Genomic DNA, 17,298 nt, shown 5'->3' with positions numbered 1-17,298 from the left:
AGATCGCGGGCAAGAGAGCGGCGTGATGAGTCAGGAGGGGTGGTGCGGGTGAGTCAGCCCAGTGGTGGGGCGGTGGGTGGGGTCGGGGTGCTGACCTGCTCTGCCTGGCCGCGTGGTCGATCCAGGTCGCCGAAGGCCTGTCGTACCCCGCGGTTCGCCTCTTCCTGGGTGATGCCGGAGGCCACCATCAGGTCGCTGGCGGTGGTCCGCACCTGTGCGATCACCACGCTGCCGGAGAAGCCGACCCCCTCGGCGTACGCCCGGCCGGCCTCGCTGACCGCGCGCAGCGCCCGCTCCCGCGACTTCTCCGGGTCCTCGCCGACGGCGAACTCGTGCTTGAGCAGGCGTACCGACTCGGCAAGGTGGGCCACCGCGTCCGGCATCGTCTCCGGGATGGGCTCCTCGTCCTCGATCAGGGTGACCGCGCGCCGGGTCAGCGTGCCGGCGTTGCGCATCGCCCGGTCGATCGGTTCGGCAGCCTCGGCGTAGTGGGTGAGTTCGTCCCGCCGGTGCCATCGGGCCGGCGAGAGCATGGCGGTCTCCTTCGCCCCCTCGATGGCCTCGGTCAGGGCGGACAGCTCCTCCTGGTTGTTGCGGAGCCGGTCCAGTGCCTCCTGGGCCTTGTCCCGGTCCCGCTCCCGCAGGGCGTCCGCAGCGCTGTCGAGCTGGGCGGCGAGCAGGTCCAGGGCTGGCCGGGCGGCCCGGTTGATGACCCGCAGCGGATTGAGCGGCAGCAGGACCGCGGTGACGAGCAGCGCGATGCCTCCACCGACGAACGCGTCGATGAACCGGGGGATCTCCAGGTTCTCGGTCGACGGGCTGAGCGTGACGATCAGCACCGCCGTGGCCGCCGCCTGGATGACGATGGCCACGCTGGCGCCCGCGAAGATGGTCAGCACGATCGCCAGGGTGACCACCAGCCCCAGCTGCCACGGCCCGGTGCCGAGTAGGTAGATGAGGAAATCGCCGACGGCGACCCCGATACCCACTCCGACGATCAGCTCCACCGTACGGCGGAACCGCTGGCCGACCGAGGCGGCGAGGGTGCCGACCGCGGAGATCGGCGCGAAGACGGGTTGCGGGTTGCCGAGCAGTTCGTGCGCCGCCAGCCAGGACAGCCCGGCGGCGAGGCCGGCCTGCACGGCGAGGCCCATCGCCATCCGCAGCCGGTGCAGGCGGTCGTGCAGGGTCACCGTCCCGCGGTGCCGCAGCTGCGTCATCGTCTCGGCGATCCGGGACCCGTCGACGTCCGTACCCCCGTCACGCAGGATGACGCGTCGCACCAGTGAGGGTCGACGGTCCCGGGCCACGGCCATGGCCGGGACTACCCGTGCCGCGTCGGGTGAATCCTCCGGCGCTGGCGCGATGGGGCAGACTCGGCCGGGTGGGTGACCTTTTCGACCGGTGGCGGGCCGCGGCCCGGGGCGCCGGGGTGACCGACGCGGCGGAACTGACCCGGGTCGGCGCGGAACTGCTGGCCCGTTGGCGTGAGCCGCACCGGCACTATCACACCGCAGACCACCTGGCGGCCGTCCTCGACGTGGTCGACGCGCACGCGCCGTCCGCCGGGCGGCCGGACCTGGTGCGCCTCGCGGCCTGGTGTCACGACGCCGTCTACGATCCGCGCGCCGAAGGCGACGCCAACGAGCGTGACAGCGCAGCACTCGCCGGCACGCTGCTCGCCGGGGTGGGCCTGCCGGCCGACGCCGTGGCCGAGGTGCGCCGGCTGGTGCTGCTCACCGCCGGGCACGCCGTCGACCCGGGCGACGCCGACGGTGCGCTGCTCTGCGACGCCGACCTGGCCGTCCTGGCATCACCACCTGAGGCGTACGACCGCTACGCCGCCGCGATCCGCCGGGAGTACGCGCACGTGCCCGACCCCGCCTTCCGAGCCGGCCGCGCCCGGGTCCTCGCCGGCCTGCTCGCCCTGCCCGCACTGTTCCGGCTGCCGCCGCTGGCCAGGCGCTGGGAGCCCCTGGCCCGCGCCAACCTCACCCGCGAACTCTCCACCCTTCCCCTCCCATAACCCCCACTCTCGCCCTCCCTCTCCCTCGCCCTCGCCTTGCCTCGCCCTCTGAGTCGAGCTGGGCGGTGCCGGAGTTGCCGGACGCGGCGATGCCGGGAGCTGCGAGGACTGCCTCCGACGGACACGGTGGACAGCCATCCCCCACCCGGCGGCCCGGCGGCCCGGCGGCCCGGCGGCGATCTTGCAGTTTTGGTCCCAGCAAAAGCCACAAATCCCCACAGGAAGGGGGCGGAAAGCGCAAGATCGCGAGAACAGGTGGGTGGCGGCGGTGGGGCGGGGCAGGTCAGGGGGCGGGGTGGGTCAGGTGTTTGGGGCGGCGCAGGCCGGCCTGGCGGAGCAGGCGCACCAGTTCGCGGCTCGGCACCACCCGGGCGCCCAGCCAGACCGCCACGGCGAACCGCTCGGCGGGAATGTCGTAGTGGTCCCGGTCGAACCCCCGGCGGGGCACACCCAGCGCCTCGGCGAAGGCGTGCAGCTCGGCGGGGGACACGTCGCTGATCAGGTGGGACCAGAGGCGTCCCCGCCACGGCCAGGCGGGCCGGTCCAGGTAGAGCATGTCGGCCAAGCTACCCGCCGAGGACTGGTCGACGATCGCGCGGTCCGGGCCCCTACCTCACCCACGGGTGAGACCACCGGGGTCGGGCGGCGGGTGCAGGAGACCCGGGCCGGTCAGCGGGACGACGACGGCAGTTCGGCCTGGTCGTCGTCCGCACCGCGGTCCGCCGCGAAGCCCCGCACGTCGGGCGCGCCGAGCCGGGCGGCGTCGGCGGTGGCGTCGTCGGGCATCAGCTGGGACTGGCGTTCCGCCTCCACCCGGGCCCGGTAGTGCTCCACCTCGCGGGCCCGGGTGGCCTCGTCCCAGCCGAGCACCGCGCCCATCAGCTCGGCCGCGTGGCCGGCCGACTCCAGGCCCCGGTGGGCGGTCTCGAAGGAGATCCGGGTACGGCGGGTGAGCACGTCCTCCAGGTGCAGCGCCCCCTCGGCCCGGGCCGCGTACGTCACCTCGGCGGCCAGATATTCGGGTGCGCCGGCCAGCGGGGAGGCGAGCAGCGGGTCCGCGTCGATCATGGCGAGCAGGTCGCGGGTGAGGCTGCCGTAGCGCTCCAGCAGGTGCTCGACCACCCCGACCGGCACCCCGTGCCGGCGGGCCAGGTCCGCCCGGTCCCGCCACATCGCCGGGTAGCCGTCGGCGCCGAGCAGCGGCAGGTCGGCGGTGCGGGAGGGGCGTACGGCACCGAGCCGGTGGGCGGCACGGTCCACCACGTCGGAGGCCATCACCCGGTACGTCGTGTACTTGCCGCCGGCGACGAGCAGCAGACCGAGCATCGGCTCGAAGACGGCGTGCTCGCGGGACAGCTTGGAGGTGGAGTCGGCCTCGCCGGCCAGCAACGGGCGCAGCCCGGCGTAGACCCCCTCGATGTCGGCCGTCGTGAGCGGCCGGTCGAGCACCGTGTTGACCTGGTCGAGCAAATAGTCGATGTCCCGGGCGGAGGCGGCCGGGTGGGACCGGTCGAGCCGCCAGTCGGTGTCGGTGGTGCCGATGATCCAGTGCCCGCCCCACGGGATGACGAAGAGCACGCTCGTGGCCGTACGCAGGATCAGCCCGGCCTCACCGGTGATCGCCGAGCGGGGCACCACCAGGTGCACCCCCTTGGAGGCCCGGACGCGGATGCCGGGGCGCAGCCCGACGTCGTTCAGCATCCGCGACATGTCGTCGCTCCACACGCCGGTGGCGGCGATGACGGTGCGGGCGCGTACCTCGAACTCGGCGTCCGGGGAGCCGGCGGGCGCCTCCAGGTCGCGGACCCGGACGCCGGTGACCTCGCGGGCCTGCCGGATCAGCCCGACCGCCCGGGTGCTGGTGACCACGGTCGCGCCGAGGCTGGCCGCCGTGCGGGCCAGGGTCACCACCAGCCGGGCGTCGTCGACCTGCCCGTCGTAGTAGCGGATCGCGCCGGCCACCGCGTCGGCCCGCAGGCTGGGGAAGACCCGGCGGGTGCCCTCGCGGGTCAGATGCCGGTGCAGCGGCATGCCGCGACCACCGCCGAAGACCCCGGCGAAGGCGTCGTAGGCCGCTACGCCGACACCGTAGTAGGAGCGCCGGAACAGCCGGCCGGGCAGGCCGCGGACACCCTGCCCGTCGGGCAGCGGCACCAGGATGGGCACCGGCCGGACCAGGTGCGGGGCGAGCCGGGTGGCGAGCAGCCCACGCTCGGTGAGCGCCTCGTGCACCAGGTGGAACTCCAACTGCTCCAGGTAGCGCAGGCCCCCGTGGATGAGCTTGCTGGAACGGCTGGAGGTGCCGGCGGCGTAGTCGCGCGCCTCCACCAGGGCCACCTTCAGCCCTCGCGACGCCGCGTCCAGGGCGGCCCCCGCCCCGGTCGCGCCACCGCCGATGACCAGCACGTCGAAGCGTTCGGCCCGCAGGCGGCGCAGGTCGGCGGCCCGGCGCTCGGGGGAGAGCTGACCGGCCGTGGTTCGGGACACGCTGGGGTCACGCACCCGTCCACCGTAGCCGTCGCCGCCACCCGGCGGCACACACCGCCCGCGCCGTACTGTCTGGGGATGGAGGTCGGACCCCCGTTCCCTGCTGGTCAGCCCGTCCCACGGCCCCCGGCCGGGCCGGAACGGTCAAGTCCCTGGGCGGTGGTGGCGGCGGTGGTGACCGGCTGCTGGGCCGTCGGGTTCGTCGTCGTCAGCCAGCTCGGCGGGTGGCTGGCCGACCAGGTCATGCTGGCCTCCGGGCTGGACCGCGTGGTCTGGCTGTGGCCGGTGACGGTGCTGGCCACCGTGCTGCTGGTCGGCGTGCCCACGCTGATGCTCGCCCTGCTGCCCCGCTCGGCGGCGGTGCGCGTCACCGGGCGGGCCTGGTTGGCGGCGGTGCTCGTGCTCGGCGCGCTGGGGCTGCTCCGGGCGCTCCCGCCGGTGCACCACGAGGCGTACCTCGCCGCGCTGGCCGCCACGGCCGCCCTGGCCGCCCTCGTGCTGTGGGCGCTCGCCCGACGCGCGGCCGGCGCGACGCCCCGGGTCCCCGCGCCGGCCGTCACGCTGCTCGGGGTGGCCGGCGGGCTGGCGCTGCTGCTGCCCTGGGTGTGGCTGGGGGCGCTCGGCGGGCTGCTGGAGACGGTGCTCGCCGGGGTCGCGGCCGCCGCTCTGGGGGTGCTGGCCGGGGCGCTGCTGGATGACGCCTTCTGGTCCCGCTTCACCGTCGGCGATCCGCCCCGGCCGGCCCGGCTGGTGCTGGTCGGCGGGCTGGTCGCCGGAGTCGCGCTGCTGCTGCTCGCCGCCGGGGTCGGGCAGTCCGGGGCCCAGCTCCCCCTGCTGCTGACCCTGCCGCCGGCCGGCTTCGCGCTGGCGGCCCTGCACGCGGCGGCCCGCCGCCCGGCCGCTCCGCCGGCGATCCCCCACGGCGCCGCCCCGGCGAAACCGCCCGGCACCGCCCCGGCAAACCCGTCCGGCACGGCCCTGGCACACCCGCCCGGCGGCGTCCCGGCACCTTGGCTCGGCACCGCGGGGGTGGCCGGGCGGGCAGGTGCGTCCGGCGTCCGGCCTGCGACGCGCTGGCTGGTCGGGCTCGGCGTGCTCGGCCCGCTGGCCTTCGCCGACCCCGAGGAGATCACCCTCGTTCTGGCCGGCACCCGTGACGTGCCGTTCTGGGTGGCCACCGCAGCCGCCGTCGGGCTCGCCGTCGCGGCCGTCCTCGCCGTGGCGTACGGCGTGCTGCTGGCCCGGGGCAGGCGGCCGAGCCGGCGGGTCGCCGGGGTGACCGCCGTGGCCCTGCTGGTCGCGGTCGGCGTGGTGGCCGTCGGCGCGGGCCAGCCCGGCCTGCACGGCGAGCGGCTGTTCGTGGTGCTCCGCGAGCAGGCCGATCTCGGTGGCGTCCCGGCGGCGACGGGCCGGGCCGGCCGGGACGCCCGGGCCGGCGAGGTCTACCGGCGGTTGGTCGCGACCGCCGAGCGGACCCAGGCCGACCTGCGCCGGGATCTGCGCAGGCTCCGGCTGGAGCACACCCCCTACTACCTGGTGAACGCGGTCGAGGTGGGCGGCGGGCCTGCGGTGCGGGCCTGGCTGTCGCGCCGGCCCGAGGTGGCCCGGGTGCTGATCAGCCAGCGGGTACGACCGCTGCCCGCGCCGGCCGGCCGCAGTCGCGGCACCGCGCCCGCGCCCGCCGGCCCGGAGTGGAACGTCCGGATGCTCGGCGCGGACCGGGTCTGGTCCCAGCTCGGGGTGAACGGCTCCGGGATCGTGGTGGGCAGCTCGGACTCGGGCGTGGACGGGGGGCATCCCGCGCTGGCCGGCGGCTTCCGGGGCGGCGACGACTCCTGGCACGACGCGTGGAACGGCACCCGGGCGCCGACCGACCAGGGCGGGCACGGCACCCACACGACGGGCAGCGCGGTGGGCCGGGGCGGCATCGGGGTGGCCCCGGGCTCCCGGTGGGTCGGCTGCGTCAACCTGGACCGCAACCTCGGCAACCCCGCGTACTACCTGGACTGCCTCCAGTTCATGCTCGCGCCCTTTCCCGCCGGCGGGGACCCGTTCACCGACGGGCGCCCGGCACGCGCCCCGGAGATCCTCACCAACTCGTGGGGCTGCCCGTCGATCGAGGGTTGCGACCCGGGGGTGCTCCGGCCGGCCACCGCAGCCCTGGAGGCCGCCGGCATCCTGGTGGTGGCCGCGGCCGGCAACACCGGGCCGTACTGCGAGTCGATCGACGACCCGCCCGCCCCGTACGCGGACGTGCTGACGGTCGGCGCGGTGGACCGGCAGCGACGGGTCACCATGTTCTCCTCCCGGGGCCCGGTGCCGGGGGCGGCCAAGCCGGACCTGGTCGCGCCGGGCGACGAGGTGCTGTCGGCGATGCCGGGCGGCGGGTACGCCATCCTGAGCGGCACGTCGATGGCGACCCCGCAGGTGGCCGGCGTGGTGGCGCTGATGTGGTCGGCCAACCCGGCGCTCGTCGGCGACCTGCCCCGCACCCGGCAGATCCTGCGGGACACCGCGACCCCGGTCGGGGCGACGTACGCCTCCCGGACGCAGACCTGCGGGGGCGACCGGAACATCACCGGGGCCGGACTGGTCGACGCGTACGCGGCGGTCCGGGCGGCCAGAGGGTGAGCAGGTCTTGCCCTTCCCCGTACCCGGTGCTCTAGGGTCGGCGACCATGGACGCGGAGATCATCGTCGCCGAGCTGACCGCCGACCGGACGCCCGCCGTGGTGGAGCTGTTCCGCCGGTCGCTGGACCTACCCGAGGATGCGGCCGAGGCGCCGGAACTCGTGGACACGCTCTGGACCCGGGCGGCCGTCGACCGGCCGGTGGTGGCGCTCGGCGCGTACCGGGGGGCGGAGCTCGTCGGGGCGCTGGTCTGCTCGGTCTCCGCCCAGGACCCCCGGCTCGGGTACGTGGACCTGGTGGCGGTGGACCCCGCCCACCGGCGGCGGGGCGCGGGACGGGCGCTGCTGTCGTCGGCCGAGCGCACCCTCGCCGGTCTCGGCGCGGCCGAGGTGCTGCTCGCCGGCAACCCGCCGCACTACGGCTGGCCCGGCATCGACGTGCGCTACACCCCGGCGCTCTGCGCCGCGCTGGCGCTCGGCTACCAGCAGGACCGGACGGCGTGGAACATGACGGCCGACCTGTCGTACGACGGCTCGCCCGCGCTGCGCCCGACGGACGCCGCGGAGGCGCGACTGGCCGGGCGGGGCGTGACGGTCCGCCGCGCCGAGGCGGCCGACTTGCCGGCGCTGACGGAGTTCGCCCGCGGCACCTTCGGCGGGGCCTGGGACGCCGAGCTGGCCGGCTCGGTTGGCCGGGAGGGGGCGGGCTGCCACCTGGCCGAACGCGACGGCGAGGTGCTCGGTTTCGCCGCGTACGGGTCGTCCCGGCCGAGCTGGTTCGGCCCGATGGGCACCGCCCCGGCGGCCGAGGGCTCGGGGATCGGCGGGGTGCTGCTGCGCCGGTGCCTACGCGACCAGCGGGCGGCGGGCCTGCCGTCGGCGCAGATCGGCTGGGTGGGGCCGATCCCGTTCTACTCGGGCAGCGCGGGCGCCCGGGTCGAGCGGGTCTTCTTCCTCTATCGCAGGACACTCGGGGGCTGATAGCAGGGCGAATGGGATATAGATCCTGATAGCACCATTCGCCCGCATCGGTGATCGTCGCGCCCTACCGTTTCGGTAGAGGAGGCAGCCATGACCACGGACGACGAACGCCCCGGCCCGTTGCCGTTCGACCGGCTCGACTACGGCGACGCCGAGCAGCAGGCGGAGATGGCCGGCGTGGACGAGCCGGCCGACGATCCGGTGACGCTGGTCGACGAGCCGGTGCAGATCCCACAGCCGTACGACCGGACGCAGAAGCGGCGTAACCAGCGGCCACTGCCGACGTGACAGCGAAAGGGGCGGACCGCTGACGCGGCCCGCCCCTTTCGGCGTTGGAGCTGGACTCAGAAGTCCATGTCCCCGCCACCCGGACCAGCCGGGGCGGCCGGGGTCTTCTCCGGCTTGTCCGCCACGACGGCCTCGGTGGTGAGGAAGAGCGCCGCGATGGAAGCGGCGTTCTGCAGCGCCGACCGGGTCACCTTGGCCGGGTCGATGATGCCCGCGGCCAGCAGGTCGACGTACTCACCGTTGGCGGCGTTCAGGCCGTGGCCCGCCTCGATGTTGCGGACGTGCTCGACGACCACGCCGCCCTCGAGGCCGGCGTTGACGGCGATCTGCCGCAGCGGGGCGTCCAGCGCGATCTTGACGATCTGCGCGCCGGTCGCCTCGTCGCCGGCCAGGTCCAGCTTGTCGAAGGCGGTCTTGCCGGCCTGCACCAGCGCGACGCCACCACCCGGGACGATACCCTCCTCGACGGCGGCCTTCGCGTTGCGGACGGCGTCCTCGATGCGGTGCTTGCGCTCCTTCAGCTCGACCTCGGTGGCCGCGCCGACCTTGATCACCGCAACGCCGCCGGCCAGCTTGGCCAGCCGCTCCTGCAGCTTCTCGCGGTCGTAGTCGGAGTCGCTCTTGTCGATCTCGGCCCGGATCTGGTTGACCCGGCCCTGGATCTGCTCGGCGTCGCCGGCACCGTCGACGATGGTGGTCTCGTCCTTGGTCACCACGACCTTGCGGGCGCGGCCCAGCATGTCGAGGCCGACGGCGTCCAGCTTGAGGCCGACCTCCTCGCTGATGACCTGGCCACCGGTGAGGATGGCGATGTCGGCCAGCATGGCCTTGCGGCGGTCGCCGAAGCCCGGCGCCTTGACGGCGACCGACTTGAACGTGCCGCGGACCTTGTTGACGACCAGGGTGGCCAGGGCCTCGCCCTCGATGTCCTCGGAGATGATCAGCAGCGGCTTGCCCGACTGCATGACCTTCTCGAGGATCGGGAGCAGGTCCTTCACCGACGAGATCTTGCTGTTGACGATCAGGAGGTAGGGGTCGTCGAAGACGGCCTCCATGCGCTCCGGGTCGGTCATGAAGTAGGCCGAGATGTAGCCCTTGTCGAAGCGCATACCCTCGGTGAGCTCCAGCTCCAGCCCGAAGGTGTTGCTCTCCTCGACGGTGATGACGCCTTCCTTGCCGACCTTGTCCATCGCCTCGGCGATGATCTCGCCGACGGTGTTGTCACCGGCAGAGATGGAGGCGGTGGAGGCGATCTGCTCCTTGGTCTCGACGTCCTTGGCGAGCTTGAGCAGCTCCTCCGAGACGCTGGCCACGGCGGCCTCGATGCCCCGCTTCAGGGCCATCGGGTTGGCACCGGCGGCCACGTTGCGCAGGCCCTCGCGGACCAGGGCCTGGGCCAGGACGGTCGCCGTCGTCGTGCCGTCACCGGCGACGTCGTCGGTCTTCTTCGCGACCTCCTTGACCAGCTCGGCGCCGATCTTCTCGTAGGGGTCCTCGAGCTCGATCTCCTTGGCGATGCTCACACCATCGTTGGTGATGGTGGGGGCACCCCACTTCTTCTCGAGGACGACGTTGCGGCCCTTGGGGCCGAGGGTCACCTTCACGGCGTCGGCGAGCTGGTTCATGCCCCGCTCGAGGCCGCGGCGCGCCTCTTCGTCGAACGCGATCATCTTGGCCATACGGCGTTGTCCTCCTGGACACTCACGGGCCACCCGGAGTGTGTGTCCCGGATGGGCCGCCTGGTGTACGCACCTTGGGACGTCGCCACCTGGCGACGACGACGTCTCCTCGGCCGGGCCGGATAGCCCGCGACGACCGGCCATGTGCCGCACCCGCGTGTGGACGCTGCTGCGGCCGTGGCCCTACCGCCCCGACCATTGGCACTCGCGGTATGCGAGTGCCAATGACTTGTTTAGCACTCTCCCCTGTCGAGTGCAAGCACGATCGGCCCGGTCAGCCGAGTTCACCGGCCAGCCGCGCGCTGTCCACTGGACCCTCGTGGGCACGCTGCTCGGCATACGTGACGACCAGACCGACCAGCTGGGCGAGGTGGGTCGGCAGGGCCAGCACCGCGCCCACCAGCGTCACCACGATCACGCCCACCGCCGTGCCCGGCGACTCCAGCGGGGTGGTGCCGAACGGCAGCACGCCGATGCCCTCCACCATGCCGGCCACTCCGCCGCCGACGATCACCGCCGCCGCCACCAGCGCCACCCGGCCGAGCATCAGCCCCAGCCGGTCGTGGAACATCCGGAAGGAGCGGCCGATCGGAGCCTGCCGCTCGAAGAGATAGACCGGGCCGGCCATGCTCAGCGCGAAGGCGGCGTAGATGCCGGGGATGAAGCAGAAGCAGATGCCGAGCCCGATGATCACGCTCATCAACAGGGTCCAGCCCCAGAGGCCCAGTGCCCGGCGCGCGCCGTAGGAGAGGGCCTCGCCCATGCTCACCGGCTGGCCGGCCGCCTGCCGGGCGATCGCCCAACTGCCGGCCGCCCAGCCCAGGCTCTGCACCAGGCCGAAGACGACAGCACTGCCGATCAGCACGGCCAGCATGATGCCCAGGTCGGCCAGGAAGGTGTCGGGCAGCGCGGCGGAGTCGTCGGCCAGCGACTCCTCCCACTTCGCGGACGGGTCGATGGCCAGCGTGAGCACCGACACCACCGCGGCCGGCAGCACCTGGGTGAGCAGCAGGATCGGCAGCAGGAGCCGCCAGCCCCGGCGCACCGCGCCGACGCACCGGTCGAACCAGCCGCTGACGCCGGCGCCGGGCGGGGTGACGAGCAGGTCGGCCGGGTCGAGGCCGTGACCGGGCGGGTACCACCCGTGGACCGGCTGCCCGGGGTACGCGACCGGGGCGCCCGGCCCGGGATAGGCGACCGGGGCGCCCGGGTACCACGGCTGCCCGCCGTACGGGCCGGATCCGGGCGGGTAGCCACCGGTGGGCGGGAAGACCCAGTCCTGCGGCTGCTGCGGGCCCACCGGCGCACCGGGTGGCGTCGCGGAGGGGTCGGGCTCTCCCGGGGGCGGCGCGGCCTGGGGCGGCTGGTCGGACATGAACCCTCCTCAGCGTTGGCTGGAACGGCTCACGATCCTTCCCTGCCGGCGCAACCGCGCCGAGCCCGCCCCCGGGCGGCGGCCGGTCAGGCGATGACGCGCACGCGCTCGGCCTGAGGACCCTTCTGGCCCTGGGCGATCTCGAACTCGACGCGCTGGCCGTCGTCCAGCGCCTTGTAGCCGTCCATCTCGATCGCGGAGAAGTGGACGAAGACGTCCTGCCCGCCGTCGACGGCGATGAAGCCGTAGCCCTTTTCGGAGTTGAACCACTTCACGGTGCCCTGTGCCACGGTGCACTTCCTCACTCTGCGCGGCGTTCCACGACCCCGGAGGCCGGGCTGACCGGCACCGGAGGACCACCGGCTCGGCGATCGACGACGGCCGCTGAAACGGTGACCGAAGTCGCACGCTACACGAAGCGTGACGACGGCGCACGACCACAAATCGGGCATATTCCGACGGTCATCCATCGGTCCTCGTCGCTGTGGTAGGCATGCGTCATGACGAGCACGCCCGACGGGTCTCCGCCGGCGCGGTCGGCGGAGATCCGGCGGGTCCGGCCGCGTGACGCGGCCCGGATGCGGGCCCTACGGCTGGAGATGCTCGCCGACGCGCCACTGGCCTTCCTGGAGACCCTCGCCGACGCGGCCTCCCGGTCGCACGCCGACTACGCGGCCCGGATCGAGGCCGTCTCCGCCGGGGCGGGCACCGCGCAGTTCGTCGCGGACCCAGGCGACCGGCTCGTCGGGCACGCCGGTGGCACGGTGGCCCCCGGGGAGCCGGGACTGACCGTGGTGTACGCCGTCTACGTCACCCCGCGATGGCGGGGCACCGGCCTCCTCGGCGACCTGGTCGAGGCGGTCGCGGCCTGGTCCCGGGCCTGCGGGCGCCCCGAACTGATGCTGGAGGTCGTGGTCGGCAACGACCGGGCCTACCGCGCGTACCGGCGGCTGGGCTTCGTCGACACCGGGGTACGCGTCCCGCACCCCACCGTCGGGGCGCTCACCGAGCTCCAGATGCGCCGCCCGGCCTGATCCGGCCACCCGCACCCGCCCGCGCGACCGCCCGGATCGGCCCGCCTGGGGCCGATCCGGACAGCCACGACAGGGTCAGGCGTGGCGGCGGGACTGCACGATGCGGAACCGGTTGGCCACGTAGGCGCCGTCGGTCAGCGCCGAGTTGGCCGCCGCGTTGGCGCCGCTGCCGTGGAAGTCGGAGAAGGCCGCCGACTGGTTGACGAAGACCCCGCCGGTCAGGTTGCAGGACAGGTGCACCCCGACCTCGATCGCCGCGGCCTCCGCCGCGTCGAGGACCGCGTCGTCGGTGGAGTAGACCGCCGCCGTCAGCGCACCCTTCTCGCCGACGGTGGAGCGCAGGATCTCCAGGCTGTGCGCGGTGGAGTCCGTCGCGATGGCGAACGAGATCGGCCCGAACCACTCCCGCGAGTACGTCGCGGTGTCGCCGGCCGCCAGCCGGACCACCGTCGGGGTGCGGACCACCGCGCCGGGGAAGGCGGGGTGCTCGACCGTACGCGACTCCAGCACCGTCTCGCCGACCTTGGTGACCTCGTCGAGTCGCTCCAGCACCCCGTCGTTGACGATCGCGCCGGTCATCTCCACCCCGCGCGCCGGGTCGGCAGTGATCTTGGCGATCGCCGCGGCGATCCCGCCGGCCACCTCGTCGAAGCTCTTGTGCCCCTGGTCGGTGGCGATTCCGCCGGAGGGGATGAGGATGTTCTGCGAGGTGGTGCACATCTGGCCGCTGTAGAGGGTCAGGGTGAAGCCGAGGTTGCGGCACATCCCGGCGAAGTCGTCGGTGGAGTCGATCACCACCGTGTTCAGCCCGGCCTTCTCGGTGTAGACCGCCGCCTGCCGGGCGTTGGCCTCCAGCCAGTCGCCGTACTCGGTGGAGCCGGTGAAGTCGATGATCTTCACGGCGGGGTGCAGGGCCAGCGTGGAGGCGAGCTTCTCGCCGGGCGCCTCGGGCGCGAGCAGCACCAGGTTCGGGTCGAAGCCGGCCTCGGCGAGCACCTCCCGGGCGTACTTCACCGTGATCGCCAGCGGCAGCACCGCGCGCGGGTGCGGCTTGACGACCACCGGGTTGCCGGTGACCAGCGAGGCGAACAGCCCCGGGTACGAGTTCCAGGTCGGGAAGGTGTTGCAGCCGACCAGCAGCGCGACCCCGCGGGGCACCACGTGGAAGGTCTTGGTCATCCGCAGCGGGTCGCCCTTGCCGGCCGCCTTCTCCCAGGCCGCCGTCCCCGGGTGCCGGGTCATCTCCGCGTACGCGTAGGCGACCGCCTCCAGTGCGCGGTCCAGCGCGTGCGCGCCGCCGGCCTGGAAGGCCATCACGAAGGCCTGGCCACTGGTGAACTGCACCGCGTTGGCCAGCTCGAAGATGTGCCTGTGCAGCCGGTCGAGGATCTCCAGGCAGACCCCCACTCGGGCCTGCGGGCCGGCGTCGCGCCAGCCGGGCAGCGCGGCGGAGGCTGCGGCCACCAGCTCGTCGGCCCCGGCGTGCGGATAGCGGACGCCCAGCTCGACGCCGAACGGGCTCGTCTCGGTGGCGATCCGGTCGCCGGTGCCCGGCTGGTCGAGGGGGAAGTCACCGCCGAGGTACGCCTCGAACGCGGCCTTGCCGTCGGCGGCGGCGGTCTCACCGTAGACCCGAGGGCTGGGCGACTCGGGATAGGCGGACCAGTACCCGCGCTCCGTGATGGCGGTCAGCGCCCGGTTGAGGGTGTCGGCGTGCCTGTCGTACAGGGGGTGCGGGGTCTCCGTCATGCCCGCCATCATGCAACAGGAAGCCCCAGGATCAGTAGGGCCGTGTCACAACTCAGATCGTGAGCTGCCAGTCGGTCCACCCGTCGATAGGGCGGAACCCGAGCTGTTCGTTGATGCGTACCATGTGGGCGTTCTCGGCCGCGTTGAAGGTGTCGATCGCCCGTACCGCCGGCTCGTGGGCCAGCAGGTGACGCAGGTTCTCGACCTTGCTGAGCAGGCCGAGCCGGTGACCGCGGTGCTCCGGGTCGACGATCGTGATCTGCTGGAACGCGTGCCAGTCAACCGTGGCGCCCACGTCGAGCAGGCTCCAGGCGACCAGCCGTCCGGACGCCTCATGCCGGACCGCCGTGTGGTAGCGCCGCCGACCCCGCGCCGCCAGCGCCCGATCGGCGCCCCGGAGCCGGTCTGCGTCGACCCGCTCCGGCTCCCACTGCACGTCGCCCAGCGGCGCGTCGGTCGACAGCCGGCCGTCGAGGTAGGCGATGTCGGCGACGTACTCCTCCGGGGTGTGCCCCTGCCAGCGGACGGTGCGGTACCCGGCGGCGCGGGACCGGGCCTCGGCCAGCGACGCGGCCAGGCCCTCGTCGTCGAGCCGGGTGGTGTCGAGCCGGCGGCGGACCTCGGCCAGCGCGGGCCGGGCGCCGGTCGACGCGGCGAAGGCGCCGGCGGCCCCGGAGCGGGCCGGGCCGCCGGGCAGCGCGGAGACCGCCATCGCCAGCACCCGCTTGCGGCCCCGCTCCCGCAGCAGGCGTACGGCATGCTCGTGCAACGCGCGACCGACGCCGCGACGCCGGCACCCGGGGTGGACAACGATCTCAGCCGTGGCGTTCTCGGTGTTGTCGAGCTGCGGCAGGTCCAGCGCGAGGTAGCCGGCCGGCCCGCCGTCGACCCGGGCCAGCGCCCAGAGCGGGAGGCTGCCCGGCATCGGGTGCCGCAGCGCCGCCTCGAAGTGCCGCCGGCAGAAGGGCGGGAAGTCGGGCAGGTCGGCCTCGTTGGCTGCCGCGCCGATCCGGTAGACCTCGTCGATCGCGGCTTGGTCAGCGGCGTCGAGCGGCGCGATCGTGATGCTCATTGCGCGAGAGTGCGCCATCAGACGACGATCGGGCCAGCGAATTAACCGCTGGCCCGATCGGAAGTTGGTCGGGAGGGACGCTCGCACAACGCCTCCGGCGTTGGGTCGCAAGAACTAGAAAGTCTCGGGCGAAACGCCCTCCCGCACGGAGCATCTTGCGCCGTCCGGTTCCTGCCGTCAAGTCCTCGCCGCCGGGTTTTCCACACGCACAGCAAAATCCCAGTCACCCCCCGAATCCTTCTCACCCGCCTTCGCACCCGCCCGCCGCACCCATCGCCCCGCGACTCCCCCCGCCCCGCGCCCCCGCCCCGCGCCCGCGCCCACCGCCCCGGCCCGCCCCGGCCCGCCCCGCCCCGTCCCGCCCCGTCCCGCCCCGTCCCGCCCCCCGCGATCTTGCACTTTGCGCCCTCGATATGCCCCGAAAGTCCGAAGCATCCGGGCAGTATGTGCAAGATCGCGGGGGTGGGATCGGGCGGGGACGGCGGGGGCGGGGCGCGGGGCGCGGCGGCGGACGGCGGGGGCGGGGCGCGGGGCGCGGCGGCGAACAGCGCGGGCGAGGCGGCGAACGGCGGGGTGGCGGACGGCGGGGGCGGAGCGCGGGTGGCGGACGGCGGGGGCGGAGCGCGGGGCGAGGCGGGGGACGGCGGGGTGGGGGTAGCGGGGGGTGGGGGTAGCGGGGGGTGGGTGGTCAGCCCAGGAGGCCGGCGTCGCGGGCGGCGCGCAGCGAGGGCTTGATGCGGTGGGTGGGGCCGACCTGGGCGGCGACCGCGTCGAGGGTCTTGAGGCCCTCGCCGGTGTTGAAGACGACGGTCTCCGCCGCCGGGTCGAGGCGGCCCGACTCGACCAGCTTGCGCAGCACCGCCACGGTCACCCCGCCGGCGGTCTCGGCGAAGATGCCGGTGGTCCGGGCCAGCAGCCGGATGCCGGCGCGGATCTCGTCGTCGTCGACGTACTCCATCCAGCCCCCGGTGCGGCGCACCGCCTCCAGCGCGTAGAGGCCGGCCGCCGGGTCGCCGATGTTCAGCGACTTGGCGATGCCGGTCGGCTTGACCGGGACGATGGTGTCGGTGTCGGCGTGCAGGGCGGTGGCGATCGGGTTGCAGCCGGCCGACTGGGCGCCGAACACTTTCCAGCCGCCGGCCGGCGCCTCGACCAGGCCGATCTCGACCAGCTCGGAGAACGCTTTGTCGATCTTGGTGAGCAGCTCACCGGAGGCCATCGGGATCACCACCTGCGCCGGGATCCGCCAGCCGAGCTGCTCGGCCACCTCGTAGCCGAGCGTCTTCGACCCCTCGGCGTAGTAGGGGCGCACGTTGACGTTGACGAACGCGGTGTCCTCGAACTCGTCCGTCTCCACCAGCTCGCCGCAGAGCCGGTTCACGTCGTCGTACGAGCCGTCGATGGCGACCAGTTCGCCGCCGTAGACGGCCGTGGTGACGACCTTGCCCTGTTCCAGGTCACTGGGGATGAAGACCACCGACGGCGCGCCGGCCCGGGCCGCGTGCGCGGCGACCGAGTTGGCCAGGTTGCCGGTGGAGGCGCAGGCGTAGCGGCTGAAGCCGAGCGCGCGGGCGGCGGTCAACGCCACCGAGACGACCCGGTCCTTGAACGAGTGGGTCGGGTTGGCGCTGTCGTCCTTGACCCAGAGCGGGGCGGTGATGCCGAGTTCGGCGGCGAGGTGCCCGGCGGCGACCAGCGGGGTGAAGCCGGGGTCGAGAGTGACCCGGGTGGCCGGGTCCTGGCCGGCGGGCAGCAGCGCCGCGTACCGCCAGATGTTCTGCGGGCCCGCCTCGATCTGCTCACGGGTGACCGTCGCGAGCGCGGCGGCGTCGTAGTCGACCTCCAGCGGGCCGAAACAGTCGTAGCAGGCGTGCTGGGCGGCCAACGGGTAGCGGGCCGAGCAGGCGCGGCAGACCAGGGCGCGGGCGGGGCTGGCGGTGGTGTCGATGCCGGAGGGGGCGTACGTCGACGTCATGTC

14 protein-coding genes are annotated in these 17,298 nt (G+C 74.0%); 5 read left to right on the top strand and 9 right to left on the bottom strand.

The genetic code is table 11. The annotated features are described in order from the left end of the window. Positions 1 to 53: 53 nt before the first annotated feature. Entirely contained in the window at positions 54 to 1,310 is a 1,257-nt protein-coding gene (locus tag AB0D32_RS22490; RefSeq protein WP_357093514.1) for an FUSC family protein, read from the bottom strand. A 74-nt stretch (positions 1,311 to 1,384) separates the two neighbouring features. Between AB0D32_RS22490 and AB0D32_RS22485 the strand changes: the two genes are divergently transcribed. Next, positions 1,385 to 2,026, top strand: a complete 642-nt coding sequence (locus AB0D32_RS22485) for a metal-dependent phosphohydrolase (protein WP_357093356.1) — start codon at positions 1,385 to 1,387, stop codon at positions 2,024 to 2,026. A gap of 283 nt (positions 2,027 to 2,309) precedes the next feature. Here AB0D32_RS22485 and AB0D32_RS22480 read toward each other — a convergent pair whose 3' ends face one another. Together AB0D32_RS22480 and AB0D32_RS22475 are read right to left on the bottom strand one after the other, a co-directional pair. Beyond that, complete coding sequence (locus tag AB0D32_RS22480; RefSeq protein ID WP_357093353.1) at positions 2,310 to 2,582, bottom strand: DUF4031 domain-containing protein; 273 nt, start codon at positions 2,580 to 2,582, stop codon at positions 2,310 to 2,312. 113 nt (positions 2,583 to 2,695) lie between these two features. Further along, positions 2,696 to 4,513 (bottom strand): glycerol-3-phosphate dehydrogenase/oxidase, encoded by a 1,818-nt coding sequence (locus tag AB0D32_RS22475; RefSeq protein ID WP_357093511.1) that lies wholly within the window; start codon positions 4,511 to 4,513, stop codon positions 2,696 to 2,698. A gap of 78 nt (positions 4,514 to 4,591) precedes the next feature. On the opposite strand from AB0D32_RS22475, the gene AB0D32_RS22470 reads away from it, so the two are divergent. The 3 genes from AB0D32_RS22470 (at position 4,592) to AB0D32_RS22460 (ending at position 8,411) form a co-directional block, all read left to right on the top strand. After that, positions 4,592 to 7,144, top strand: coding sequence for a S8 family serine peptidase (locus AB0D32_RS22470; protein ID WP_357093349.1), 2,553 nt, complete (start codon positions 4,592 to 4,594; stop codon positions 7,142 to 7,144). Positions 7,145 to 7,190: 46 nt separating this feature from the next. Further along, positions 7,191 to 8,123, top strand: a complete 933-nt coding sequence (locus tag AB0D32_RS22465) for a GNAT family N-acetyltransferase (protein WP_357093346.1) — start codon at positions 7,191 to 7,193, stop codon at positions 8,121 to 8,123. A gap of 90 nt (positions 8,124 to 8,213) precedes the next feature. Beyond that, positions 8,214 to 8,411 carry a hypothetical protein gene (locus AB0D32_RS22460; protein WP_357093344.1) on the top strand — a complete coding sequence of 66 codons (198 nt, stop codon included), beginning with the start codon at positions 8,214 to 8,216 and terminating at the stop codon, positions 8,409 to 8,411. A 56-nt stretch (positions 8,412 to 8,467) separates the two neighbouring features. Here the strand turns inward: AB0D32_RS22460 and groL are convergent, their stop codons facing one another. The 3 genes from groL to AB0D32_RS22445 form a co-directional block, all read right to left on the bottom strand. Beyond that, entirely contained in the window at positions 8,468 to 10,090 is a 1,623-nt protein-coding gene (gene groL, locus AB0D32_RS22455; RefSeq protein WP_357093341.1) for a chaperonin GroEL, read from the bottom strand. Positions 10,091 to 10,364: 274 nt separating this feature from the next. Next, on the bottom strand, positions 10,365 to 11,465 hold the full coding sequence (locus AB0D32_RS22450; RefSeq protein WP_357093338.1) for a hypothetical protein: 1,101 nt from the start codon (positions 11,463 to 11,465) through the stop codon (positions 10,365 to 10,367). 86 nt (positions 11,466 to 11,551) lie between these two features. After that, positions 11,552 to 11,755 (bottom strand): cold-shock protein, encoded by a 204-nt coding sequence (locus tag AB0D32_RS22445; RefSeq protein ID WP_067305333.1) that lies wholly within the window; start codon positions 11,753 to 11,755, stop codon positions 11,552 to 11,554. 210 nt (positions 11,756 to 11,965) lie between these two features. Here AB0D32_RS22445 and AB0D32_RS22440 point away from each other — a divergent pair, with 210 nt between their 5' ends. Beyond that, the gene (locus AB0D32_RS22440; protein WP_357093336.1) at positions 11,966 to 12,499 is read left to right on the top strand and encodes a GNAT family N-acetyltransferase; all 534 of its coding nucleotides are present in this window, start codon (positions 11,966 to 11,968) and stop codon (positions 12,497 to 12,499) included. Positions 12,500 to 12,574: 75 nt separating this feature from the next. Here the strand turns inward: AB0D32_RS22440 and paaN are convergent, their stop codons facing one another. From paaN to thrC, 3 genes are all read right to left on the bottom strand, one after another. Then, positions 12,575 to 14,248 (bottom strand): phenylacetic acid degradation protein PaaN, encoded by a 1,674-nt coding sequence (gene paaN, locus AB0D32_RS22435; RefSeq protein WP_357093334.1) that lies wholly within the window; start codon positions 14,246 to 14,248, stop codon positions 12,575 to 12,577. Positions 14,249 to 14,300: 52 nt separating this feature from the next. Beyond that, entirely contained in the window at positions 14,301 to 15,320 is a 1,020-nt protein-coding gene (locus tag AB0D32_RS22430) for a GNAT family N-acetyltransferase (protein WP_357093331.1), read from the bottom strand. 688 nt (positions 15,321 to 16,008) lie between these two features. Next, the gene (thrC, locus tag AB0D32_RS22425; RefSeq protein WP_357093328.1) at positions 16,009 to 17,295 is read right to left on the bottom strand and encodes a threonine synthase; all 1,287 of its coding nucleotides are present in this window, start codon (positions 17,293 to 17,295) and stop codon (positions 16,009 to 16,011) included. Positions 17,296 to 17,298: the final 3 nt, after the last annotated feature.

It is taken from the genome of Micromonospora sp. NPDC048170 (genome assembly GCF_040652795.1).
GTDB lineage: Bacteria > Actinomycetota > Actinomycetes > Mycobacteriales > Micromonosporaceae > Micromonospora.
Note: the sequence above shows the minus strand (reverse complement) of the source record. Positions and strands in the feature narration are given on the sequence as shown.